25 protein-coding genes are annotated in these 21,947 nt (G+C 72.7%); 11 read left to right on the forward strand and 14 right to left on the reverse strand.

What is annotated here, in order from left to right:
* Positions 1-10 precede the first annotated feature (10 nt).
* Together ACGFH8_RS32630 and ACGFH8_RS32635 are read right to left on the reverse strand one after the other, a co-directional pair.
* Positions 11-952 (reverse strand): MerR family transcriptional regulator, encoded by a 942-nt coding sequence (locus ACGFH8_RS32630; protein WP_393374915.1) that lies wholly within the window; start codon positions 950-952, stop codon positions 11-13.
* A gap of 47 nt (positions 953-999) precedes the next feature.
* On the reverse strand, positions 1,000-1,563 hold the full coding sequence (locus tag ACGFH8_RS32635; protein ID WP_393374916.1) for a dihydrofolate reductase family protein: 564 nt from the start codon (positions 1,561-1,563) through the stop codon (positions 1,000-1,002).
* A 198-nt stretch (positions 1,564-1,761) separates the two neighbouring features.
* On the opposite strand from ACGFH8_RS32635, the gene ACGFH8_RS32640 reads away from it, so the two are divergent.
* Together ACGFH8_RS32640 and ACGFH8_RS32645 are read left to right on the forward strand one after the other, a co-directional pair.
* The gene (locus ACGFH8_RS32640; RefSeq protein WP_393374919.1) at positions 1,762-2,016 is read left to right on the forward strand and encodes a DUF5522 domain-containing protein; all 255 of its coding nucleotides are present in this window, start codon (positions 1,762-1,764) and stop codon (positions 2,014-2,016) included.
* Between the two features lie 73 nt (positions 2,017-2,089).
* The gene (locus ACGFH8_RS32645; protein WP_393374920.1) at positions 2,090-2,641 is read left to right on the forward strand and encodes a hypothetical protein; all 552 of its coding nucleotides are present in this window, start codon (positions 2,090-2,092) and stop codon (positions 2,639-2,641) included.
* A 19-nt stretch (positions 2,642-2,660) separates the two neighbouring features.
* Here the strand turns inward: ACGFH8_RS32645 and ACGFH8_RS32650 are convergent, their stop codons facing one another.
* Positions 2,661-3,350 carry a metal-dependent transcriptional regulator gene (locus ACGFH8_RS32650; RefSeq protein ID WP_393374923.1) on the reverse strand — a complete coding sequence of 230 codons (690 nt, stop codon included), beginning with the start codon at positions 3,348-3,350 and terminating at the stop codon, positions 2,661-2,663.
* Between the two features lie 101 nt (positions 3,351-3,451).
* Between ACGFH8_RS32650 and ACGFH8_RS32655 the strand changes: the two genes are divergently transcribed.
* From ACGFH8_RS32655 to ACGFH8_RS32665, 3 genes are read left to right on the forward strand one after another with little or no spacing between them, the layout of a single operon-like run.
* Positions 3,452-4,312, forward strand: coding sequence for a sulfurtransferase (locus ACGFH8_RS32655; protein WP_393374926.1), 861 nt, complete (start codon positions 3,452-3,454; stop codon positions 4,310-4,312).
* A gap of 48 nt (positions 4,313-4,360) precedes the next feature.
* On the forward strand, positions 4,361-5,542 hold the full coding sequence (locus tag ACGFH8_RS32660; RefSeq protein WP_393374928.1) for an acetoin utilization protein AcuC: 1,182 nt from the start codon (positions 4,361-4,363) through the stop codon (positions 5,540-5,542).
* A gap of 22 nt (positions 5,543-5,564) precedes the next feature.
* On the forward strand, positions 5,565-8,120 hold the full coding sequence (locus ACGFH8_RS32665; protein WP_393374931.1) for a GNAT family N-acetyltransferase: 2,556 nt from the start codon (positions 5,565-5,567) through the stop codon (positions 8,118-8,120).
* Between the two features lie 6 nt (positions 8,121-8,126).
* Here the strand turns inward: ACGFH8_RS32665 and ACGFH8_RS32670 are convergent, their stop codons facing one another.
* The 4 genes from ACGFH8_RS32670 to sigB all read right to left on the reverse strand — a co-directional run bounded on the left by ACGFH8_RS32670 (position 8,127) and on the right by sigB (position 10,545).
* On the reverse strand, positions 8,127-8,534 hold the full coding sequence (locus ACGFH8_RS32670) for a VOC family protein (RefSeq protein ID WP_393374934.1): 408 nt from the start codon (positions 8,532-8,534) through the stop codon (positions 8,127-8,129).
* Positions 8,531-8,980: an SRPBCC domain-containing protein gene (locus tag ACGFH8_RS32675; protein WP_393375150.1), complete on the reverse strand. Its 450-nt coding sequence runs from the start codon at positions 8,978-8,980 to the stop codon at positions 8,531-8,533. The genes ACGFH8_RS32670 and ACGFH8_RS32675 overlap by 4 nt, the downstream gene beginning before the upstream one ends.
* Positions 8,981-9,033: 53 nt before the next feature.
* Positions 9,034-9,405, reverse strand: a complete 372-nt coding sequence (locus ACGFH8_RS32680; protein WP_393374937.1) for an ArsR/SmtB family transcription factor — start codon at positions 9,403-9,405, stop codon at positions 9,034-9,036.
* A 123-nt stretch (positions 9,406-9,528) separates the two neighbouring features.
* Positions 9,529-10,545 carry an RNA polymerase sigma factor SigB gene (sigB, locus tag ACGFH8_RS32685; RefSeq protein ID WP_393374939.1) on the reverse strand — a complete coding sequence of 339 codons (1,017 nt, stop codon included), beginning with the start codon at positions 10,543-10,545 and terminating at the stop codon, positions 9,529-9,531.
* 229 nt (positions 10,546-10,774) lie between these two features.
* On the opposite strand from sigB, the gene ACGFH8_RS32690 reads away from it, so the two are divergent.
* Complete coding sequence (locus tag ACGFH8_RS32690) at positions 10,775-11,563, forward strand: sporulation protein (RefSeq protein WP_393374941.1); 789 nt, start codon at positions 10,775-10,777, stop codon at positions 11,561-11,563.
* A 142-nt stretch (positions 11,564-11,705) separates the two neighbouring features.
* Here the strand turns inward: ACGFH8_RS32690 and dtd are convergent, their stop codons facing one another.
* From dtd to ACGFH8_RS32705, 3 genes are all read right to left on the reverse strand, one after another.
* Positions 11,706-12,128, reverse strand: a complete 423-nt coding sequence (gene dtd / locus ACGFH8_RS32695; protein WP_393374944.1) for a D-aminoacyl-tRNA deacylase — start codon at positions 12,126-12,128, stop codon at positions 11,706-11,708.
* Between the two features lie 130 nt (positions 12,129-12,258).
* On the reverse strand, positions 12,259-13,743 hold the full coding sequence (locus ACGFH8_RS32700) for a methyltransferase (RefSeq protein WP_393374946.1): 1,485 nt from the start codon (positions 13,741-13,743) through the stop codon (positions 12,259-12,261).
* Between the two features lie 37 nt (positions 13,744-13,780).
* A complete protein-coding gene (locus ACGFH8_RS32705) occupies positions 13,781-14,881 on the reverse strand; it encodes a CPBP family intramembrane glutamic endopeptidase (protein ID WP_393374949.1) in 1,101 nt (366 codons plus the stop codon).
* Between ACGFH8_RS32705 and ACGFH8_RS32710 the strand changes: the two genes are divergently transcribed.
* Positions 14,853-15,437, forward strand: a complete 585-nt coding sequence (locus ACGFH8_RS32710; RefSeq protein ID WP_393374951.1) for an HhH-GPD-type base excision DNA repair protein — start codon at positions 14,853-14,855, stop codon at positions 15,435-15,437. The two genes, ACGFH8_RS32705 and ACGFH8_RS32710, sit on opposite strands and share 29 nt — an antisense overlap.
* Before the next feature lie 3 nt (positions 15,438-15,440).
* On the opposite strand, the gene ACGFH8_RS32715 is transcribed toward ACGFH8_RS32710, so the two are convergent.
* Together ACGFH8_RS32715 and ACGFH8_RS32720 are read right to left on the reverse strand one after the other, a co-directional pair.
* Positions 15,441-15,752, reverse strand: coding sequence for a hypothetical protein (locus tag ACGFH8_RS32715; protein WP_088951534.1), 312 nt, complete (start codon positions 15,750-15,752; stop codon positions 15,441-15,443).
* 13 nt (positions 15,753-15,765) lie between these two features.
* The gene (locus ACGFH8_RS32720; protein WP_124771959.1) at positions 15,766-16,053 is read right to left on the reverse strand and encodes a hypothetical protein; all 288 of its coding nucleotides are present in this window, start codon (positions 16,051-16,053) and stop codon (positions 15,766-15,768) included.
* Between the two features lie 104 nt (positions 16,054-16,157).
* Here ACGFH8_RS32720 and ACGFH8_RS32725 point away from each other — a divergent pair, with 104 nt between their 5' ends.
* A complete protein-coding gene (locus tag ACGFH8_RS32725) occupies positions 16,158-16,517 on the forward strand; it encodes a DUF3099 domain-containing protein (RefSeq protein WP_393374954.1) in 360 nt (119 codons plus the stop codon).
* Between the two features lie 106 nt (positions 16,518-16,623).
* Here the strand turns inward: ACGFH8_RS32725 and ACGFH8_RS32730 are convergent, their stop codons facing one another.
* Complete coding sequence (locus ACGFH8_RS32730; RefSeq protein WP_393374956.1) at positions 16,624-17,523, reverse strand: carbohydrate kinase family protein; 900 nt, start codon at positions 17,521-17,523, stop codon at positions 16,624-16,626.
* Positions 17,520-18,455, reverse strand: a complete 936-nt coding sequence (locus ACGFH8_RS32735) for a pseudouridine-5'-phosphate glycosidase (RefSeq protein ID WP_393374959.1) — start codon at positions 18,453-18,455, stop codon at positions 17,520-17,522. Before ACGFH8_RS32735 ends, ACGFH8_RS32730 begins: the two co-directional genes overlap by 4 nt.
* 88 nt (positions 18,456-18,543) lie before the next feature.
* Here ACGFH8_RS32735 and ACGFH8_RS32740 point away from each other — a divergent pair, with 88 nt between their 5' ends.
* The 3 genes from ACGFH8_RS32740 to ACGFH8_RS32750 all read left to right on the forward strand — a co-directional run bounded on the left by ACGFH8_RS32740 (position 18,544) and on the right by ACGFH8_RS32750 (position 21,389).
* Positions 18,544-18,762, forward strand: a complete 219-nt coding sequence (locus ACGFH8_RS32740) for a DUF3039 domain-containing protein (protein ID WP_007456912.1) — start codon at positions 18,544-18,546, stop codon at positions 18,760-18,762.
* 40 nt (positions 18,763-18,802) lie between these two features.
* Entirely contained in the window at positions 18,803-19,465 is a 663-nt protein-coding gene (locus ACGFH8_RS32745; protein ID WP_393374961.1) for a trimeric intracellular cation channel family protein, read from the forward strand.
* Positions 19,466-19,655: 190 nt separating this feature from the next.
* On the forward strand, positions 19,656-21,389 hold the full coding sequence (locus ACGFH8_RS32750) for a DEAD/DEAH box helicase (protein ID WP_393374963.1): 1,734 nt from the start codon (positions 19,656-19,658) through the stop codon (positions 21,387-21,389).
* Positions 21,390-21,947 lie beyond the last annotated feature (558 nt).

Consider the following 21,947-nt stretch of genomic DNA (forward strand, 5'->3'; position numbering starts at 1 on the left):
CCCGGCCGGCTCAACGAGGCTGTTCGGGCATCCGGGCGTGCAGGGCCCGGATGAACCAGTCCACCGCCGGCGCGGTCGCATCGCCTGTCGACCAGCCGTTGAGCACCGCCACCAGGTCGAGGTAGCGGTCCCGGCGGGGATCGTTGGCAAGCACCAGCCGGTCGAGCAACCGCTGACGCAGGTCGGCGTCGTCGGAGTGACCGTGCAGGCTCGCGTACCGGCTGGTGGTCGCCGCGACCACCGGATCGGCGGCCGGGCTGGTCGGGTCGAGGCCGGCCGCGAGGGCGGGGGCCACCCCGTCCCGGACCACCGCGACGGCGTCCGGGCGGGGTAACCCGGGCACGTCGTGGTCGGTGGCGTGCTGCCGCGCCATCCGCCGCATACTCGCCCGGAAGGTGGGCTCCCGGCACAACTCGGCCAGCTCCAGCCACGCCTGCACCTGCTCGGTGCTCGGGTCGTCGGGCAGCTCCGGTGTCATCGAGACGATCACACCCGGGTACGCGGGTTGGTCGCCGAGGCCGGCGAAGACGCTGGCCAGGAAGTCGCCCACCAGGTGTGCCCGCGCACGGGTGGTGAGCTGGGCCAACCGGTGCAGCTCGTCCACCTCAGCCGGGCCCGACCCGCGCCTCGCCGCGACGGTGAGCACCGCCTGGCGCAGGCGCAGCACCCGGATCTGCACCGCCAACGCCTCGGCGTGCGCGGCGGCCACCTCGTGCAGGGGCACCTCGTGGTCCACCACCCGCCGGATGGTGGCCAGGCCCACGCCCAGGTCGCGCAACGTCCGGACCAGCTCCAACCGGGCCGCCGCCTCGCCGTCGAAGCGGCGATAGCCGGTCGGGCTCCGGTCCGTCGGCGGCACGATCCCGCTGTCGGCGTAGTACCGGACGGTCTTGACGCTCAGGCCGGTGCGTCGGGCCAACTCGCCGATCGTGTACCGCTCCGCAGCACTCATGCCCCCACCCTGCTGTCTCCCCCCGGTGGAGACTCAAGTGACTGACGTCAGCGAGCCCGCTCGTGGCGGAGCAGGACCACACCGTTGCCGAAGACGCGGCTCTCCGCCAGCCGCAGGCCGGTCGGGGCGTCGGCGTCGGGGAAGAGTCGGCGACCCCGGCCGAGCAACACCGGGTGGACGTAGATCCGGTACTCGTCGATCAGGTCGTGCCGGGCGAACGTCGCGGCCAGGTCGGCCCCGCCGAGCCCCAGGTCGCCGCCGGGCTCGGCGGTGAGCCGCCGTACCTCCTCCGGATCCACCTCCCGGACCACCGTGGCGTTCCAGTCGGCGTGGTCGAGCGTGCGGGAGTAGACGATCTTCGGCATGTCCCGCCAGATACCGGCGAACTCGCGCATCGGCGCACTGCTGGTCGGGTCCTGGTCGGCGGTCGGCCAGAAGTCGGCCATCAGCTCGTAGCTGACCCGGCCGTTGAGGAACCCGCCCATTTGCGCGATCACGTCGTTGAGTTGCTGGTGCAGCTCCTCGTCGACCTGGTGCCAACCGATGTCGCCACCGGGGCCCTCGAAGAACCCGTCCAGCGACAGGCTCATGTGCACAACGATCTTCCGCATGGTGTCTCCTCCGTGCTCGGCACAACGATCGATGCCGAGCATCGTCGGACCCTACGACGAAACCGGCGGCGTGTCCCGCATTCGTCGCAGCGGAGGGCAGACCACGAACAGGCACGCCGCCCAGGTGCCCAGCACGCTCGACCGAGGAATCTGACGACGGCCTAGACTGCTGCGGGTGACCCGGAAGGACTGCTGCTGGTGACCGGGGAGCGACGACCCCTGGCGGATCGGCCGCTCACCGAGCCGCACCCGTCCCGGCTGTCGCCCGCGCACCCCGACCGGGCCCGGATCCTCGCCACGCACGCCGCCGCGCTGACCGCCGGGGAGGCCGGCTACCTCGACCCGGCGACGGGGTTGTTCGTGCTCAGCGCCGGGTTCCTGGCTCGGCGCGGCACCTGCTGCGGGCGCGGCTGCCGGCACTGCCCGTACGTGGACGATCCACCGTCGGAATAGGCGTCAGCGAGGGCTTCCGCCGGACACCCACACCCCGTACGGTGGCCGACGGACATTCGGCGGAGGGTGGAGCGTGCGCGGGCGGATCGTGGTCGGAGGGCTGGCGGGGCTGCTGGTGAGCGGCTGCGCCGCCGAGGCCGAGCCGGCGGCGGTGCTGCCGCCGCCGGTGCCGATCGCCGTGGAGGTGGTGGCGGCCTCCTCGGGCGGTGCCTGCCGGTTGTTGGACTTCGCGGTGATCGAGCAGTTGGTGAAGGTGCGCTTCGACGTGGCGGCGGCCAGCGAGCAGGGCGACACGCACACCTGTGTGGTGCGGACCGGGGGCGCGGCGCTGCCGGAGTTGACGCTCACTGTGTCAGAGACCACGATCGACAAGGTGACGTTCGGTGCGGACGTGGTGCCGGACAGGGCGGCGAAGGTCACCGGGGTGGGTCAGCAGGCGTACCGGCGGACCACCGCCGCGGCGAGCGGGCACGGGCCGGTCGCCGAGGTGGGCTGGCTGGCCGCCGACGGGCGGCTCGCAACGTTGAGCTGGACCGGTGCGCGTGGCAGCGAACGCTCGGCGGCGGAGAAGATCACAGGTGACCTGGCCGCGCTGGCCAGGAAGGTGGACACCCGGGCGCTGTGACGCCCGGGCGGCCGGTTGGTCAGTTGGCGGCGACGAAGACCCGGGAGGCGACCTCGCGGGGGAGTCGCACCCGGTCGCCGGACCTGTCGATCGACACCCCGTCGCGTTCCTGTGCCACGGTCACCGTGGCGCCCGGGTCGACACCGGCGGCGTGCAGTTGACGCAGCACGTCGGCGTCCTTCTGCACGCTCTCGCAGATCCGGCGCACGACGACAGTCCCGGAGAGGCCGGGGAAGGCCAGGTTGCGCTCGCTCTCGACGGCCTCGGTGGCCTCCGCCACCGGCGAGCCCAGCTCCTGTAGCCCCGGGATCGGGTTGCCGTACGGGGAGCGGGTCGGCCGGTTGAGCAGGTCGTACACCCGCTTCTCCACCGCGTCGCTCATCACGTGCTCCCAGCGGCAGGCCTCCTCGTGGGCCTCCTCATAGGGCATCCCGATGACGTTTACCAGCAGCAGCTCGGCGAGGCGGTGCTTGCGCATCACGGACACGGCGCTGCTGCGGCCCTGCACGGTGAGCGCCAGGTGCCGGTCGCCCTCGACGGTGAGAAGGCCGTCGCGTTCCATCCGGGCGACGGTCTGGCTCACGGTGGGGCCGCTCTGCTGCAGCCGTTCGGCGATCCGTGCACGCAGCGGCGGCACCCCCTCCTCTTCCAGTTCGAGGATGGTGCGCAGGTACATTTCGGTCGTATCGACCAGGTCGTGAGACTTCATAACGTCAGCGGCCCTCCGGTGCTAGATGCTACCTCGGGAGGCGGGCCCACGGCCCCCGCCGAACCGCGTGCCCTCGACGTGAATGGTGTTGGATGGTCGCCATGTCCGGTACCCAGGAGCCGCTGGTCGAGGTCGATCAGCTCACTGCCGAGCTCGACCAGGCCGATCCGCCCACCCTGCTCGACGTGCGCTGGCGGCTCGTCGGCCCGCCCGGCCGCGAGGACTACCGCGCCGGCCACCTGCCCGGCGCTGTCTTCGTCGACCTGGACACCGCGCTCTGCGGGCCGCCCGGCGCCGGCGGTCGGCACCCGCTGCCCGACCCGGCCACGCTGGAGGCCGCGCTGCGGGCCGCCGGCGTCCGCGCCGGTCACCCCGTGGTGGTGTACGACGGCGGCGACGGCCTGGCCGCCGCGCGGGCCTGGTGGACGCTGCGCTGGGCGGGACACCGGCAGGTGCGCCTGCTGCACGGTGGCTACCCGGCCTGGGTCGCCGCCGGCCGGCCCGTCTCCACCGCCGCGCCCACCCCGACCCCCGGCGACGTCGTGGTACGCCCCGGTGATCTTCCGGTGCTCGACGCGGGGCAGGCCGCCGAGCTGGCCGCCGCGGACGACGCCGTGCTGCTCGACGTCCGGGCGGCGCCCCGCTACCGGGGTGAGGTCGAGCCGATCGACCCGGTCGCCGGGCACGTGCCGGGGGCGGCGAACCTGCCCGCCGGCGAGTACGTCGGCCCGGACGGGCGCTTCCCGGCCGCCGACGCGTTGCGAGAGCGGTTCGCCGCCGTCGGGGCGACCGAGGCGCGAGCCGTCGGGGCGTACTGCGGCTCCGGGGTGACCGCCGCGCAGGCGGTGCTCGCGCTGCACCTGGCCGGCCGCACCGACGCGGCCCTCTACGTCGGATCGTGGAGCAACTGGGTGGCCGATCCGACGCGCCCGGTCGCCCCCGGGCCGACATCCGGGCGCTGACCAGCGCGTGCGGTGGGTCGGCGACGGTCCTCGTGCGACGATGGGCTCATGTCCGACGACACGGTGGTGGTGTGGGACGAGTCGCTGCTCGCCTACGACATGGGTGACCATCCGCTCGACCCGGTCCGGGTGGAGCTGACCGTCGCGCTGGCCCGCGAGCTGGGCATCCTGGATCGGCCCGGCGTGCGGATGGTCAAGCCGGAGCCCGCCGACGACGCCCTGCTCACCCGCGTGCACCACCCGGCCTACCTGGCCGCGGTGCGGGCCGCGCCCCGCGATCCGCTCTTCGCCGGGTACGGGCTGGGCACCTCCGACAACCCGATCTTCGAGGGGATGCACGAGGCCAGCGCGCTGATCACCGGTGCGACGGTGGCCGCCGCCGAGGCGGTCTGGCGTGGTGACGCCCGGCGGGCCGTGAACGTGGCCGGCGGCCTGCACCACGCGATGCCCGCCCGCGCGTCCGGCTTCTGCGTCTACAACGACCCGGCGGTGGCCATCGCCCGCCTGCTCGACCTGGGCGCGGAGCGGATCGCGTACGTGGACGTCGACGTGCACCACGGCGACGGCGTGCAGCACGTCTTCTTCGACGACCCCCGGGTGCTCACGGTCAGCCTGCACGAGACCCCGCTCGCCCTGTTCCCGTACACCGGGTTCGCGGACGAGACGGGCGGGCCGGGCGCGCAGGGCACCGTCGTCAACATGCCGCTGCCGCCGGGTGTCGACGACACCGGCTGGCAGCGGGCGTTCCACGCGATCGTGCCGTCGGTGCTGCGCGCGTTCCGGCCGCAGGTGCTCGTCAGCCAGTGCGGCGCCGACGGGCACCGACTGGATCCGCTCGCCGACCTCAACCTGACGGTGGACGGGCAGCGGGCCACCTACCTGGCGATGCGCGCGCTCGCCGACGAGTTGTGCGACGGCCGGTGGGTGGCCACCGGCGGCGGCGGATACGCGCTCGTCGAGGTGGTGCCCCGGGCCTGGAGTCACCTGCTGGCCGTGGCCACCGGTGCCGCGATCGACCCGGCGACGCTCACCCCGCCGGGCTGGCGGGAGTTGGCCGCGTCCCGTCGTCTGGGCCGGGAGGTGCCGCTGCGGATGACCGACGACGCGGACCCGTCGTACGAGCCGTGGCAGCCGACCGGCGAGCCGAACGCGGTGGACCGGGCGATCGCGGCGACCCGCAAGGCCGTCTTTCCGCTGCTCGGGCTCGATCCGCACGATCCGCGGGACTGAGCGGAGCGGGAGGGCTGCGCCGGTGACGACCGTGGACCAGCCGGTGGACGTGCTGCTCAGCGACGGCAGCACCGTCCAGTTGCGTCCGATCGACCCGGCGGACGCGCCGGGCATCGTGGCGATGCACAGCCGGTTCTCCGAGCGCACCCGCTACCTTCGGTACTTCTCGCCGTACCCCCGCATCCCGGAACGGGACCTGATCCGGTTCGTCACCGTCGACCACCACGACCGGGAGGCGTTCGTGGTGCTGGCCGCCGACCGGATTGTCGCGGTCGGCAGGTACGAGCGGCTCGGCCCGCAGGCGCCGGACGCGGAGGTGGCCTTCGTGGTGGAGGACGCCTACCAGGGCCGGGGCATCGGTTCGGTGCTGATGGAGCACCTGGCCGAGACCGCCCGCCGCAACGACATCATGAGCTTCGTCGCCGAGGTGTTGCCGAGCAACGGGACGATGCTGCGGGTCTTCGCCGACTTCGGTTACCAGGTCCAACGCGAGTACGCCGACGGTGTGGTGCACCTGAGCTTCCCGATCGCGCCCACCGAGGCCACGCTCGAGGTGCAGCGCGGCCGGGAGCACCGCACCGAGGCCCGCTCGATCGCCCGCCTGCTCGCCCCGCGGGGCATCGTCGTCTACGGCGCCAGCGCCACCGGCCAGGGCGTCGGCGCGGCGGTGCTGGGGCATCTGCGCGACGGCGGTTTCACCGGCGCGGTGGTGCCGGTGCACCCGAGCGCGTCGACAGTGGCGGGCCTGCCCGCGTACCCGTCGGCGGTTGATGCCGGCACGCCGGTGGACCTGGCGGTGGTGGCGGTCCCGCCGGAGGTGGCGACCGCGGTGGTCGCCGACGCCGCCGCCGCGGGGGTGCACGGCCTGGTGGTCATCTCGGCGGGCTTCGCCGAGGCCGGGGCCGAGGGCGCGGCCACGCAGCGGGCGCTGGTCCGCGCGGCGCACGCCGCCGGCATGCGGGTCGTCGGCCCGAACTGTCTCGGCGTGGCCAACACCGACCCGACGGTACGCCTCAACGCCACCCTCGCCCCGGCACTACCGCCGGCGGGTCGGGTGGGCATCTTCAGCCAGTCCGGCGCGTTCGGGGTGGCGCTGCTCGCCGAGGCGGACCGGCGTGGCCTCGGGTTGTCCAGCTTCGTCTCGGCCGGCAACCGGGCCGACGTCTCCGGTAACGACCTGCTGCAGTACTGGCAGGACGATCCCGGCACCGACGTGATCATGTTGTACCTGGAGACCTTCGGCAACCCCCGCAAGTTCGCCCGGCTGGCCCGACGGATCGGCCGCGCCAAACCGGTGGTCGCGCTCGCCTCGCCGGCCCGCCCGGTGGGGGTCGGTGACACCGCCGGGCCGGACGAGGTGGCGGTGGCCGCGCTCTTCGCCCAGTCCGGGGTGATCCGGGTGGACACCGTGCCGGAGCTGCTCGACGTGGGTGTGCTGCTGGCCAACCAGCCGTTGCCGGTCGGCGGCCGGGTCGGTGTGGTGGGCAACTCCTCGGCCCTGACCGGCCTGGCCGCCACCGCCTGCGTCGGACAGGGCCTCACGGTGGCCGACGGTTATCCCCGCGACGTCGGGCCGAGCGCCGGTGCCGCCGAGTTCGCCGCCGCTCTCGCCGAGACGGCCGGCGACGACCAGGTGGACGCCCTGGTGGTGGTCTTCGCCCCGCCGCTGCCCGGCCAGCGGACCGAGGTGGACGCCGACGTGACCGCAGCCCTACCGGCGGCCCTCGCGCTGGGCAAGCCGACCGTGGCGACGTTTCTGGTCGGGCAACTGCCGCCGGGGGTGCCCGCGTACGGGGGAGTGGAGGAGGCGGTGCGGGCTCTCGCCCGGGTGCACCGCTACGCCGAGTGGCTGCGCCGCCCGCCCGGGGTCGTGCCGGAGTTGCCAGGCGTCGATCGGGACGCCGCGCCTGCCGCGTTCCGCACCGACGCCACCGACCCCGGTGCGCTGCTGGCCGCGTACGGGATCGACGTGGTGGCGTCGGTGCCCGTCGACTCGGTCGACGCGGCGGTCGACGCGGCGGCGCTGCTGGGCTATCCGGTGGCGCTCAAGGCGGCAGCCCCCGGGCTGCGGCACCGGCTCGACCTCGGCGCGGTCCGGCTCGACCTGCCCGACGAGCCGGCTCTTCGTCGGGCGTACACCGAGCTGGCCACGGCCTTCGGTGCGGGCGCGCTGGTCCAGCCGATGGTCCCGCCCGGGGTGGCCTGTGTGGTGGAGCTGGTGGAGGATCCGGCGTTCGGGCCGGTGGTCGGCTTCGGTCTCGGTGGGGTCGCCACCGAGTTGCTGGGCGACCGGGCCTGGCGGGCGGTGCCGCTGACCGACACCGACGCGGCCGAGTTGGTCGACGAGCCCCGGGCGGCGCCACTGCTGCGCGGGCACCGGGGTGCCGCGCCGGTCGACCGGACCGCCCTGGCCGACCTGCTGCTGCGGGTGGGGCGGCTCGCCGACGAACAGCCCCGCGTGCGGTCGCTGACCCTCAACCCGGTGCTCGCCCGCCCGGACGGCATCGCGGTCCTGCACGCCCAGGTCCGGGTGGGCGGCGAGGCCACCCGCCCGGACACCGGCCCCCGCCGGTTGTAGCACTGGTCAGGCGCGGCTGGAGATTTGCTGCACCGCCCAGGAGTTGCCGTCCGGGTCGGTGAAGAAGACGAAGCCGACGTTGTCCAGTGGGTGTGGCGTGGGGGTCGGGCTGGCGCCCAGCACCTGGATCTCACTCACCTCCACCCCCCGCTCGACCAGCTCCGTGCGTGCCCGCTCCAGGTCGGGCACCACAAGTTGCAGGCCCTTGAGCGAGCCCGGTGGCATGTCCGGGACGACGCCCTTGCCGATCACGATCGAGCAGCCGGAGCCGGGTGGGGTCAGCTGGATGATGCGCGCCTCGTCATTGATCACCGTGTCGTGGTCGACAGTGAAGCCGAGCTGGTCGGCGTAGAACTTCTTCGCCCGGTCCAGATCGGAGACCGGCACGATCACCACTTCGAGTGTCCAGTTCATGGGTGCTCTTCCTCTGTCGTCGTTGCGGAGCGCAGCAGGTCGGCCAGTCGGGTGAAGCTCTGCCCGACCCCCCGCGCCATCGGGTAGCGCAGCACGGTGTCCCGTCCCTGCGCCGTGGCGTAGAGCAGCGTGGTGGTGACTGTCGTTCGTCCGGCCACCTCGGTGAACTCGTGGCTGACAACTGTCTCGCCCGGGTAGGACTGGTCGTCGAAGAGCTCGGTGTAGACAAGTCGGTGTGGCGGCTCGACCCGTCGATAGACCCCGGCCTGGGCCATCCGTGCGCCCTCCGGGCCCTGCGACACGAACCGCCACCGACCGCCGACCCGCAGGTCGACGTCGCACTCCGCCAGCCGCCATCCGTGTGCGCCGTACCACCGGACCAGCAGGTCGGGTCGGGTGAAGGCGGCGAACACCAGCCGCGCCGGCGCCTCGAACAGCCGACTCATCACGATCTCCCGGTCGCCCGGGGTGCGCACGACCAGCGGTTCGTCGACGCCTGTCACTCGCCCGTCCCGTCCGGTCCGGCGGGCCGATGCTCAGTGCCGTCGACGGACTGGAGCTCGTCGAGCAGGACGTCGAGGCGCTGGTAGCTCTCCGCCCAGTAGTCGCGGTAGGTGGCGAGCCAGGCCGTCGCGTCACGCAGGGGGCGGGCCTCCAGTCGGCACGGGCGGCGTTGGGCGTCCCGACCCCGGCTGACGAGACCAGCGCGTTCCAGCACCCGGAGGTGCTTGGAGATGGCCGGCTGGCTCATCTCGAATGGCGCTGCCAGCTCCGTCACGGTCGCCTCCCCAGCCGCGAGTCGGGCGAGGATGGCCCGCCGGGTCGGGTCGGCCAGCGCCGCGAAGGTCGCATCCAACAGCTCCGTGTCCACTATTCATAACCTCCTGGTTCTATAACCAGTTGGTTTTATCGTGGATGGGTGCCGTCGTCAAGCACCACAGCGGCACGGAAGGCCCTGGCGAACCGCCAGGGCCTTCCGTGGGAATCGGGTGCGTCAGCAGGCGTACGCCTCCAGGCGCTGCGCCCGCTCCGGGGCGCGCAACTTCAGCAGCGTCACCTTCTCGATCTGCCGGATCCGCTCCCGGGACAGGCCGAACTCCCGGCCGACCTCGTCGAGCGTGCGCTGCCGGCCGTCGTCCAGCCCGAACCGCAACCGGATGACCGCCTGCTCCCGCTGGGACAGGGTGGCCAGCACGATGCTGACCTCGTTACGCAGCTCGCCCTGGGCGGCGGCGTCGCTCGGCTCGGTACGCGGGTCCACCGAGGCCACGAAGTCGCCGAGCGCGCTCTCCCCGTCGTCGCCGACGGCCTGGTCCAGGCTGACCGGCTCCCGGTCGTAGGAGATCAGCTCGATGACCTGGATCTCGGGGACTTCCAGGGCGTGGGCGACCTCGGCGACCGTGGGCTCGCGGCCCAGCGTCACCGCCAGCTCACGGCGGGCCCGGACCATCCGGTTGACCTGCTCGACCATGTGCACCGGGATGCGGATGGTGCGGGCCTGGTCGGCCATCGCGCGGGTGATCGCCTGCCGGATCCACCAGGTGGCGTACGTGGAGAACTTGTAACCCTTGGCGTAGTCGAACTTCTCCACCGCCCGGATCAGGCCGAGGTTGCCCTCCTGGATCAGGTCGAGAAACGCCATGCCGCGTCCGGTGTAGCGCTTGGCGATGCTGACCACCAGCCGCAGGTTCGCCTCCAACAGATGGTCCTTGGCCGCCCGGCCCTCCGCGACGACGAGTTCCAGGTCGGCCCGCAACTCCTCGGAGACGGGGGTGCAGGTGGCCAGCTTCTCGTCCGCGAACAGGCCGGCCTCGATCCGCCGGGCCAGATCGACCTCCTGTGCGGCGGTCAGCAACTTCGTCCGGCCGATCCCGTTGAGATACGCCCGGACCAGGTCGGTCGAGATGCCACGCTCGTCGGTGGCGTCCAGGTCGGCGAGGACCTCGGAGGTCCCGTCGGTGTCGGTCGTGGTGGCCGGGCGCGTCCGGTGTTCCGTCATCTGCAGGACCATCTCTGTCTCTCCCCGTTTCCACGTCTGTGCCGTGTCTCCGGCCCAGTGGTGCCGGTGTGAGACACAGCTTGGCGGGCAGGGCGTAAAACGGGAGTGAGGCGATCGGGCACCCGACAGGAATTGGTCGGATCGTTGTGCGGAGTGTCGCCCCGGTCTGTGCTTGCCCGCCCCGGCTACGTTGCGGACGGTCGGCCACCGCGGTCGGCCCCGGACACAGTTGGAGGACGGCGTGGTCTTCAAGCGGCTCATGAAGGCGATGGGGGTCGGCGGCCCGTCGGTCGAGACGGTGCTGGCCAACCCGAACTGCCGCCCGGGCGGGCAGTTGGAGGGCCGCATCCAGGTGGTCGGCGGTGACCACCAGGTCGACATCGACCACGTCGCCCTCGGCCTGGTCACCCGCGTCGAGGTCGAGAGTGGCGACAACGACTACGACACCACGCAGGAGTTCCACCGTCAACAGGTCACCGGCGCGTTCCGGCTGGAGCCGGGGCAGCGCCACGACATCCCGTTCCGCTTCCACGTGCCGTGGGAGACACCCGTCACCGAGCTGTACGGGCAGCACCTGCACGGCATGACGATGGGGCTGCGTACCGAGCTGGAGGTCGCCCGCGCGGTGGACAAGGGCGACCTGGACGCGGTGTCGGTGCACCCGCTGCCGGCCCAGGAACGACTGCTGGACGCGTTACTGCGACTGGGTTTCCGGTTCGCGCGTGCCGATGTGGAGCGTGGCCACATCTACGGCGTACGGCAGACGTTGCCGTTCTACCAGGAGATCGAGTTCGGCCCGGCGCCGCAGTACGCCCGCTCGATCAACCAGTTGGAGGTCACCTTCATCGCCGACGCCCAGCAGATGCAGGTGGTGCTGGAGGTCGACAAGCGCGGCGGTGTCTTCACCGAGGGGCGGGACGCCTTCGGTCGGTTCACCGTCGCCCACGCCACCGCCGACCGCACCGACTGGACCGCCGAACTCGACAACTGGCTCCGCCAGTCCCTCTCCCGCCGAGGCCTCTTCTCCTAACCCCCCTTCGGCGCGTTGATCATGAGGTTATCGCCACGACACGCCGAGGTGGCGAGCAATAACCTCATGATCAACCAGGAGGGGTGGGGGTGGGAGGGTGGGTGGGAGGGTGGGTGGGGGTGGGAGGGAGGGCGGGAGGGGGTTAGAGGTCTAGGAGGAGGGTGCGGGGGCCTATGTTCGTGCTTTCGACGAGCATGTGGGCGCGGAAGCGTCCGGTTTCCACAGTCGCGCCCCGTTGGCGCAGCGCGTCGACGACGGCGGTCACCAGGGGTTCGGCCACCTCGGCGGGGGCGGCCGCCGTCCAGCTTGGACGGCGACCCTTGCGCGCGTCGCCGTAGAGGGTGAACTGGCTGACCACCAGGATCGCCGCGCCGGTGTCGGCGGCGGACCGCTCGTCGTCCAGGATGCGCAGCTCGTGCACCTTGCGGGCCATCGTCTGAGCGGTCTCCGCGGTGTCGGTGTGGGTCACCCCGAGCAGCACCAGCAGTCCGTTCTCGATCGCGCCGACCACCTCGCCGTCGACTGTCACGCTGGCCTGCCCGACGGTCTGCACCACCGCACGCATCAGCGGCCCACCGTCACGCCGGTCGCCACGAAGCCGGAAGCCGTCGCGAAGCCGCAAGCCGCCACGAAGCCGGAAGCCGTCGCGAAGCCGCAAGCCGGCGCAATGCCCGTCCACGCAGTGGCGGCCCGAGTCACGTGGTCACCGGCTCGATGAAACCGCGCTCCAGCAGGTGCGCCACGATCGGGCCGGCGGCCTCGGCCATCTCGTCGGGTTCGACGTCGTGCGCGGCGGCGAGCAGGGCGAGCTGGTCACGCAGCGGCAGGCGTCCGTCGGCGCCACCGACAAGCGCCAGCACCAGCGGGTCGATCTCCTCGGTCCAGCGCAGGCCGTGCGGCATCGCCAGGACCTGCCGGTCCACCGCCCAGCCCTCGTCGCCCATGGTGGCCTCCTGCCGCAGTTGGAGGCCCTCGGCGGCCCGGTAGCGCTCGGCGAGCAACGCCTCGGTGTCGCGTACCCGGAGAAAGTCCTGGCGGTCGAACCAGGCGGCGACCTGGTCGCCCAGCGGTGGCTGCACCCGCTGGCGCAGGTCCTCCACCCGGACCACCGGGTCGGCGTGCCCGCCCCGGCGCAGGGACACGATGCCGAAGCCGATCGCCTCCACCTTGTGCGCGTCGAACCAGTCCAGCCAGGCGGCCATCCGCTGCGGGTCGGCGGTCTCGCCGACGTCGGTGAGCCACAGGTCGACGTACGCCATCGGGTCGGCCACCTCGCGCTGGATCACCCAGGCGTCCAGGCCGGTCCCGGCGAACCAGCCGGCCACCCGCTCGTCCCACTCCTCGCCGGCGACGTGCACCCAGTTCGCCAGGTACTGCATGGTGCCGCCCTCGGTGAGCAGGCCCGGGGCGGCGGCGGCCAACTCGGCGCCGATCGCGTCACCGACCCGGCCGGAGTCGCGGTAGACGTGCGTGGTGGTGCCCGGACCGACCACGAACGGCGGGTTGCTCACCACCAGGTCGAACCGACGACCGGCCACGGGGGCGACCAGGTCACCGCGGAGCAGTTCCCAGTCCTGACCGTTGAGGGCGGCGGTGGTCGCGGCGAAGCGCAGCGCCCGCTCGGAGAGGTCGGTGGCGGTCACCGACCTGGCGTGGGTGCCCAGGTGCAGAGCCTGGACGCCGGAGCCGGTCCCCAGGTCCAGCGCGGTGTCGACCGGCCGGCGCATGGTCGCGCCGATCAGGGTGTGGGTGGCCCCGCCGACGCCGAGGACGTGCTCGGCGCGCAACGGGCGACCCGGCCGGGCACTCGCGGGCACGTCGGCGAGCACCCACCAGTCCTCGCCGTACGGCTCCAGGTCGACGCCGGCCCGCAGGCCGTCGCCGTACCGCTCGACCAGCCCGCCGGCCAGCGCCTCCGCCAGGCCCAGCGGTGCCAGCGCGGCGGCCACCGCGGCCTCCGGTTCGGTCTGGTCGCAGATGAACACCCGGATCAGGGTGCCGAGCGGGTCGCCGTCCTCGGTGGCGCGCAGCGCGGCCCGGTAGTCGTTACGGCCGACAGCGGCGGTCGCCTGGGCGCCCAACCGCTCGGCGATGCCGTGGCCGGTGAAGCCGGTCCGGGTCAGCGCGGCCCGCAGCGCGTCGACACCGGCGGGGGAGAGCAGCATGTCGTGTTCGTCCACCCCGACATCCTGCCTGCCGTCGCGGAGGCAGCCGTCATCACCCGCGAGATTCGACCCCGACGCTCGGCAGCCCCAGCTCCGCACCGGTCGGGGCCGAGGGCTCGCCGGGCGCCGCCAGAGCCGGTGGCACAACAGTCGCCAGCCCCCGCCGCGCCGCCAACCTGTCGATGACCAGGGCGTACGCCGACAGTGCCAGCACGTCGACGACGACGAGCTGCCAGGGGGCGTCGGCCATCGTCTCGTCGGCGGTCAGCCCGCCGAACGCCGCCGCCAGGGTGAAGGCGATCAGGTTGTTCACCACGTGCAGCGCGATCGCGGCCTCGAGCCCGCCGGTGCGGATCGTCAGCCAGCCCAGGAGTGCTCCCATGAAGACCAGGTCCAGGAAGCCCCAGGCCGTGCCCCAGCCGTGCGCGGCGGCGAAGAGCACCGCCTGGAGGGCGATCCCGGGCCAGGGTGTGCGCAGGTACGCGCCGACGGCCTGCACCAGCCAGCCCCGGAACGCGTACTCCTCCGCGGCGGCCTGGAACGGCACCAGCAGGACGACCATCAGCAGCCCGGCGGCGAATTCCGGCCAACCCACCCACGTCGCCACCGGATCAAGGACCGAACCCTCGTCGGTCAGCCCGAGCAGGAGGTCCGCGCCGGCCAGCATCACGATGATCAGCGGCGTGGCGATCAGCAGGCAGCGGCCGAGCCAACCCCACCGCAGCCGACCGAGCACCGAGGAGACCGTGCCGGCGGGCCGGCGCTGTACGAGCCAGGCGGTGCCGAGCACCAGTGGGAGCAGCAGCGCCAGCGAGACGATCAGCAGCGCGGTGTCCGGAATCGGGCCGAAGGTGGGGAACCCGTCGGCGTCGTTCGGGCGGTTGGTGAGCTCGCCCACGATTGCGGCGACGACGAAGAGGAGGCCCATGACCACCGCCGCCGAGGCGAGCAGCGCGAGGGTGCCGACCAGGGGCCGCCACCAGCGGTGCCGGTCGGTGCGGCCGAGTCGGTGGTACGGGGATCCCGGCCTGGCGGTCCGCAGCATGGCGTCGAGCGTGGCAGACGGGCGCCACAGTCGTGCGATCGGAGCGTCGGTGTCCGCCCGCACCGGTACGCCGGGCAGGATGGTCGGCATGACGCTCGTGCTGCCCATCGACCCGGAGGCCAACCGGCTGCTGGAGCGCAGCCCCCTGGCCCTGCTGGTCGGGATGGTCCTTGATCAACAAGTCTCGATGGAGAAGGCGTTCTCCTCGCCGTACGTGCTCACCCAACGGCTCGGCCACGACCTGGACGCGGCGGAGCTGGCCGCGTACGACCCGGAGGCCCTGGTCGCGCTCTTCGCCCAGCCGCCCGCGCTGCACCGCTTCCCGAAGGCGATGGCGGCCCGGGTGCGGGAGGTCTGCCAGGTGCTCGTCGAGCGCTACGACGGTGACGCGGCACTGCTGTGGTCGGATGTCGCCGACGGTCCGGAGCTGCTGCGCCGGGTCTCCGCGCTACCCGGCTTCGGCAGGCAGAAGGCGCAGATCTTCGTGGCCCTGCTCGGCAAGCGCTTCGGGGTGACCCCACAGGACTGGCGCACGGCAGCCGGAGACTACGGCGACCCGGGCGCGTACCGGTCGGTGGCCGACGTCACCGACGTCGACTCGCTGCGTCGGGTGCGGGAGTTCAAGCAGCAGATGAAGGCGGCGGCCAAGGCTGCGCGGGACTGACGCTCAGGCGGCGGTCGGGTGTGCCAGCGAGGCCAGCGCGCGCCGGACGTCGGCGAGCGAGACGGTCGCGGAGTCGTCCAGGTCGGCCAGGCCGGCCTCGATCCACTGGCGCATCAGCGTGGTGACCCCGATGCCCCGGGCGTCGGCGGCGGCCCGCACCCGCTCGTAGGTCTCCAGCGGCAGCCGGACTGACCGGCTCACCATCGGCACGTCGGTGTCGGGGGCGGGGAGATCGACCCCCGGGCCCTCGTCGATCAGCTCGGCGATCCGGTCGTCGCCGCTGTGGAACTGCTTGGTCGCGTCGTTTCGGTGCATCGTCACGGCCTCCTCATCGGCGATCTCTCCGCACGGCCTCGTCGTAGCGCTTGGACTCGACGTCGCTCAACTCGCGGGCGGAGAGGATGTCCCAGTCGTTGTCGGTGCCATCGGCCTCGGCGAGCAGCACCGCCAGCCGGCGGCCCCGACGGGCGGCGGCATAGACCACCATGACGTCGTCGCCCAGGTGGCGGATGACCCGTCGGGCGCTGTGCAGCGCCTCCCAGACTTCCCCGGGCGTGACGTCGTAGACCCTCAGGTTGGCCAACGCCTCGTCGGTGAAGCTGAACCTGCTGCCCACGTCGCGGAGCGTACCACGGGCGTAACACGTACTGGGATGAGTCGAAGTTCGCTGATCACGGTCCCGCGGTGACAGGATGAGGCGTAATCCCCTCGAGGAGGTCCATGGTGAAGCGTCAGGCCTACCAGCCGATTCTGATCACCGACGCCTCGCGCAGCCAGGGTGACCAGCTCACCAGCCGTCAGCGCCGCTACGTCCTGATGATGGGCATCCGGGTGGCCTGCATCATCGCCGGCGCGATCCTGGTCGGTGCGAACGCCCCGCTGCTCTGGCTCTGGCTGCCGTTGTGCGCCCTCGGCATGGCGCTCATCCCCTGGCTGGCCGTGCTGCTGGCCAACGACCGGCCGCCGAAGGAAGAGCACCGGCTGGCCAACCGGTTCCACCGCCGGCACACGGACGACACCCCGCCGATGAGCCTCACCGCCGAGGAGCGACCGCACAAGATCATCGACGTCGAACCCTGACCCGCGAACGGGCCAGGGTCCGAGCACTCGGGAGGCGCGGCCGTGCGCCGACCTCTACGGCGGTGGCCGTGCGCCGACCTCTACGGCGGTGGCCGTGCGCCGACCTCTACGGCTGTGGCCGTGCGCCGACCGTGGAGACGGCCAGCGCGCCCAGGTCGGTGGCGCGGTTCAGCGCCACGGTCGGGGCGGCGTCGGCGAGCCAGGCGGTGAGCAGACCGGCCGCGAAGGCGTCGCCCGCCCCCGTGACGTCCCGCACCGCCACCCGCCGGGCCGGAGCCACCCAGACCGCCGCGCTGCGGTCGACCCAGACCGCGCCGGCCGCGCCGCGCTTCACCACCACCCGCCGGGCCGTCGCCGACAGCGCCCGCCCCTGCGCCGCCGGGTCCAGCCCGCCGGCCAGCACCGTGGCCTCGTCCGCGTTGACCAGGAGCAGGTCGACGTCGCGTACCCAACTCAGGAACGCCGCCGCGCCCACCCGCCGCAGCGGGGCCGCGGAGGCCGCGTCGACGCTCGTGGTCAACCCACGCTCGCGGGCGGCGGCCAACGCCCGCAGCCCGGCGTCGCGCGACCCGGCGTCCAGGAGGGTGTACGCGGACAGGTGCAGATGCCCGGCGTCGGGCACCGCCGCGAGGGACCGCTCGACGTGCGCGACGCTCAGCCGGACGTTCGCGCCCCGCTGGCTGACCATGGTGCGCTCGTCGTCGGTCGCCAACACGATCACCGTGCCGGTCGGCACGTCCTCGACCCGCTCGACCGCGCAGTCGACACCCGCCCGCTCCAACTCGGCCACCCGGTCCCGTCCGGCGTCGTCGTCACCGACGGCACCGACGAGCGTGACGTCCACCCGCTGCGCGGCCAACCAGGCGGCGGTGTTGGCCGCCTGACCGCCTCCGCCGATGCTGATCTCGGCTCGGGTGTCCGAGCCGGCCGCGAGCGGCCCGGACAGCACGGCGACCACATCGGTGATCACGTCCCCGACGACGACCACCCGGGCCGGTCGGGTCATACCGCGGCGGCGGTGTCGCGGGCCGCCGCGGCGACCGCGATCCGCGCGGCCAGGTCGGCGTTGCGCAGGATGATCCGGACGTTGACGGCGAGGCTCGCGCCCTCGGTGGCCGAGTGGAAGTGCGCCAGCAGGTACGGGGTGACGGCCTTGCCGGTGATCCCGTCCCGCTCCAACAGGGCCAGACCGTCGGCGAGCGTCCGGTCGTGCAGGTCCGGGTCGAGCTGCTCGTCGACCGGCAGCGGGTTGGCCACGAGCAGCCCGCCGGTGTGCAGCGCGTGCGCGTCGCGGGCGGCGAGCACGTCGGCGACCTGCTCCGGCGAGTCCACCGACCAGTCGAGATCGAAGCCGGCGTCGGTGCGGTAGAAGCCGGGGAACCGGCGGGTGCGGTAACCGAGCACGGCGACCCCGAGGGTCTCCAACCGCTCCAGCGTCGCGCCCACGTCGAGGATCGACTTGACGCCGGCGCAGACCACCACGATCGGGGTCTGGGCCAGGGTGACCAGGTCGGCCGACTCGTCGAAGGTGTGCGTGGCCTCCCGGTGCACCCCGCCCAACCCGCCGGTGGCGAACACCCCGATCCCGGCCGCGGCGGCCACGGCGCTTGTCGCGGCAACAGTGGTGGCGCCGTCCACGCCGGTGGCCGCGGCCACCGCGAGGTCGCGGACGGAGAGCTTCGTCACTCCATCGACAGTGGCCAACCGGGTCAGCTGCGCGTCGTCCAGGCCGACCACCAGCTTGCCGCCGATCATGCCGATCGTCGCGGGAACGGCCCCGGCGTCCCGGACCGCCCGCTCGATTTCCCTGGCCACCCGCAGGTTCTCCGGCCGGGGCAGCCCGTGCGAGACGATGGTGCTCTCCAGTGCGACGACGGGCCGGCCGTCGCGCAGGGCTTCGGCGACCTCGGTGCCGTAGCTGAGGTGAAAGTCAGTCACACGGGCACCGTACGGGGTCGGGCTCCGGTCGGCCTCAGGTGGACCCGGCCGTGATGACCTGCCAAACTTGACGGTTGGAGGTGCAGACGTGAGCACAGAGGTTCTCGAGCGTCCCGAACTGAAGGACGCCGACACCGGTCCCGAGATGTTCCACTACGTCCGCAAGGAGAAGATCGCCGAGAGTGCCGTCATGGGCACCTTCGTCGTCGCGCTCTGTGGCGAGACGTTCCCGGTCACCAAGGCGGCCAAGCCGGGTTCGCCGGTCTGCCCCAAGTGCAAGGAGATCTACGACTCGTACCGCGAGTGATCCTGGGCCGGCGTCCCGGCCGGCGACGTAGCCTGCGGCGGTGACCACCTCCACCCCCCTGCTCCTCGCCGACCTGACCGGCGTCGCGGTGTTCGCCGCATCCGGGGCGTCGGCGGCGGTGGCCAAACGGCTGGACCTGTTCGGCGTCGCGTTCGTCGGGTTCGTGGCCGCCCTCGGCGGTGGGATCTTCCGGGACCTGGTCATCGACGAGGTGCCGCCGCTGGCCTTCGCCGACTGGCGGTACGCGGGCACCGCCGCGATCACCGCGCTCGCCGTCTTCTGGCTGCACCCCCAACTGGCCCGACTGCGCACCACGGTGCTGGTGCTGGACGCGGCGGGCCTCGCGCTGTTCACCGTCACCGGCACGCTCAAGGCGCTCGACGCCCGGGTGCCGGCCGTCGGCGCCTGCCTCATCGGCATGCTCACCGCGATCGGCGGCGGGCTCGCCCGCGACCTGCTCACCGCCGAGATCCCGGTCGTGCTGCGCCGGGAGATCTACGCCCTTGCCGCGCTGGCCGGCTCGGTCACGGTGGCGCTGCTGTACGTCACCGGGCAGACCGGACCCGCGCCGCTCACCGCCGCCGCCGTCCTGGTCTTCGGGCTGCGCCTGATCGCACTACGTCGACGCTGGTCCGCCCCGGTGGCGACCCTGCGCCCGCCGCGCACCGGTGGAGCCGATCCGCGTACCGACCGGGAGTGGTGAGACGGTCCGGCAGTTGTTCGATTCGAGTGCGGGATTGTGACCAGCGTGGCGTCGCCTGGGCCGCGGGGCCCGTGCTGGTTATGCTGAGTCGGCCTTCGCGGCAGCTACTGCGCGGAGGCGTTTTCATGGGCGGCGGGACTCGTGGCCCTCGCCCGGGGTCCGCGATCGTGCGGTCGGAGAGGAGCTTCGCGTGGCAGCCCGGACGCCGGTGCTCGAGACGTTCCCGGCACTACGCTCCTGGCAGCGTAAAGCCCTGGTGGAATACCTGCGTCGGCGTACCGACGACTTCACCGCGGTCGCCACGCCAGGTGCCGGCAAGACCACCTTCGCCCTGCGGATCGCGGCCGAGTTGCTCGCCGACGGCACCATCGAGGCGGTCACCGTGGTCGCACCGACCGAGCACCTGAAGAACCAGTGGTCCGACGCCGCGGCCCGGGTGGGCATCCAACTCGACGCCGCCTTCCGCAACGCCGACCTGCACTCCGCGGCCGACTTCCACGGCGCGGTGGTCACCTACGCCCAGGTCGGCATGGCCCCGCAGGTGCACCGCCGGCGCACCATGACCCGGCGCACCCTGGTCATCCTCGACGAGATCCACCACGCGGGTGACTCCCGGTCCTGGGGCGACGGCGTGAAGAACGCCTTCGAACCCGCCGTACGCCGGCTGATGCTCACCGGCACACCGTTCCGCTCCGACGACAACCCGATCCCCTTCGTCAGCTACGAGCGGGGCGGGGACGGGCTGCTGCGCTCCCGCGCCGACTCCGTGTACGGCTACTCCGACGCGCTGCGCGACGGCGTGGTCCGGCCGGTGCTCTTCCTGGCGTACTCGGGAGAGACCCGGTGGCGGACCAACGCGGGGGAGGAGTTGGCCGCCCGCCTCGGCGAGCCGATGACGCAGGATCTGGTGGCGCAGGCCTGGCGTACCGCCCTGGACCCGGCCGGCGACTGGATGCCACAGGTGCTGCGGGCCGCCGACGCCCGACTCACCGTGCTGCGTAACGCGGGGATGGCCGACGCCGGCGGTCTGATCATCGCCACCGACCAACAGACCGCCCGCTCCTACGCCAAGTTGATCGAGCAGGTGACCGGCGAGAAGGCCGCCGTGGTGCTCTCCGACGACCAGGGCGCGTCCGCCCGGATCGCGACGTTCGCGGCGTCCGACCAGCGCTGGCTGGTGGCGGTGCGGATGGTGTCCGAAGGGGTGGACATCCCCCGGCTCGCGGTCGGGGTCTACGCCACGAGCGCCAGCACGCCGCTCTACTTCGCCCAGGCGATCGGCCGGTTCGTCCGCGCCCGCCGCCCCGGGGAGACCGCGTCGGTGTTCCTGCCCAGCGTGCCGCACCTCCTCGGGCTGGCCAGCGAGATGGAGACCGAACGGGACCACGTCCTCGGCAAACCCAAGGATTCCGACGGCCTCGACGACGACCTGCTGGAACGGGCGCAGCGCGACGACCAGGCCAGCGGCGAGCTGGAAAAGCGGTTCGCCGCGCTCTCGGCCACCGCTGAACTGGACCAGGTGATCTTCGACGGGGCGTCGTTCGGCACCGCGGCCCAGGCCGGCACCCCCGAGGAAGAGGAATACCTCGGGCTGCCCGGCCTCCTCACCGCCGACCAGGTTTCGCTGCTGTTGACCAAGCGGCAGGCCGCCCAGCTCGCCGCCCAACGCCGCCGTACCGCCGACGGGGCCGCTCAGCCTGCCGCTGCGCCTACGGCAGCGCCACCGGCACCTCTGAGTGCCGCCCAGCGTCGCGTGGCGCTCCGACGCCAACTGAACGCTCTGGTGGCCGCACGACACCACCGCACCGGCCAGCCGCACGGCAAGATCCACGCCGAGCTACGCCGACTCTGCGGTGGCCCGCCGAGTGCCCAGGCGACCATCGAGCAACTTGAGGAACGCATCGCCACCGTGCAGACCCTCTAAACCCTCCCCGCGGTAGCGGGTCCGCGTCCGTGACGGAGCGGCCGCGTGTGGTGCGCCGTGTCTCCGGCGGGCTGCGCCGTGGCGTGCGTTCGGGGTGCGGTGGGGTGTGCGCTCGCGCGTGCGCTGTGGCCTGTGTCCGTGCTGGCGCTTGATCCACTCGGCTTTGTTGAAAACGCGGTGTTCGAGCGAGGTGGAAAGCGCGACTTCCGTGAAACCGAGTGGATCAACGAGGGCGGGGGCGGTGCCGAGCGTTTCCTGCCCGAAAAGTGCAAGGATGCACCCTTTGTGAGGCACCGCTATTGCAAGATCGCGCTACATCCGGGATGTAGTGGTGTCGGCGTGTCGGTGAGGCCACTACATCCTGGTTCGAGCACGATCTTGGCGCGGGGCGCGGGGCGCGGGGCGCGGGGCGCGGGGCGCGGGGCGCGGGGCGCGGGGCGCGGGGCGCGGGGCGCGGGGCGCGGGGCGCGGGGCGCAAGATCCGCGCAACATCAGGGCAATTGCTGTCTCGCGGGGGTGTCGAGGCAGCAACTTCAGCGATGTTGTGTGGATCTTGGT

It is taken from the genome of Micromonospora sp. NPDC049175 (assembly GCF_043197345.1).
Classification (GTDB): Bacteria; Actinomycetota; Actinomycetes; order Mycobacteriales; family Micromonosporaceae; genus Micromonospora.